At 50.3% G+C, this 1,240-nt stretch carries 1 pseudogene; it reads left to right on the top strand.

Annotation, left to right across the window (positions count from 1 at the left end):
* Positions 1-1,240 (top strand): annotated as a pseudogene (locus A3848_RS33590) (IS1182 family transposase); the annotation flags it as partial.

A 1,240-nucleotide genomic window follows, 5' to 3' on the forward strand; every position in this document is an offset into this window, starting at 1 on the left:
CCTAAAATGCTGACCAAAGTCATTATCTATGCCTATACGCAGCGAATCTATTCCTCCCGGCAAATCGCCAAAGCGGTCCGAGAAAACATTCCCTTCATGTGGCTGGCTGGACGTCAACGTCCGAATTTTCGCACGCTCAATCGCTTTCGTTCTGAGCGGATGAAGGACGTCCTTGAAAGGGTATTTACCGCCGTGCTTCAATTTCTTGCGGACGAAAAATACATTTCCCTAGAGCATTACTTCGTGGATGGCACCAAGATCGAGGCCAACGCGAATCGTTACACCTTTGTGTGGGGCAAAGCGGTGAGTAAGCATAAGGCCAAACTCCAAGAAAAGGTACATGCTTTGTTTGTCGACATTGAGGCCGCAGAGAAACGAGAAGAACAGGAACACCGTGGCCAGGACCTGAACGAACTCGGCAGTCCGCCGAGATTGACAGTGCGAAACTGGAACAAATGACTCAGGCGCTGGAGTCGCAACTGCTGGAGAAGCCCAAGGACAAGCCACTGAAAAAAGCGGTTCGGAAGCTTCGTAAGGATCTGTTGCCGAGACTGCTGAACTATGAGCAATACCAAAACCTGCTCGGGGACCGAAACAGCTTCAGTAAGACGGACCCGGATGCCACCTTCATGCGGATGAAGGAAGATCATATGCGAAACGGTCAACTCAAACCCGGCTACAACGTACAGATCGGAACGGAAAACCAGTTTATTTTGGCGTACAGTCTACACCAAAGACCGACGGATACCCGCTGTTTACAGCCGCACATGGAAAAGGCACGGCAGATCCTGGGGAGACTTCCTAGGGCGGTGATTGCGGATGCAGGCTACGGTAGTGAAGAAAACTACGCCTATCTGGAAAAGGAAGCGATTCAGGCGGTAGTGAAATACGGAAGCTACCATAAAGAAAAGAGTAAAGCTTGGAAAGAGAATGTCGGAAAGATTGAGAATTGGACATACAACAAAGCCGAGGATACATGGACGTGCCCAGCTGGACAAACGCTGCATTTCCGCAAAGAAAGCAAGGAAACACTGGGGAGTGGATATGAAATTCGAAAACGTCATTACCGTAGCCAGAGCTGCGAGGGCTGCCCACTGAAGGAACAATGTACGAAAGCCGAAGGAAATCGAGAAGTGGTCGTCAGTTTGGAACGATTGCGGTACCAGAGTCAGGCTCGGGAGATTCTACGGAGTGAAGAAGGTTATGCCTTGGCCGTCCGCCGAATGACAGAACCAGAAAG

Source organism: Paenibacillus sp. P32E (assembly GCF_001909085.1).
GTDB lineage: Bacteria > Bacillota > Bacilli > Paenibacillales > Paenibacillaceae > Paenibacillus_AQ > Paenibacillus_AQ helianthi.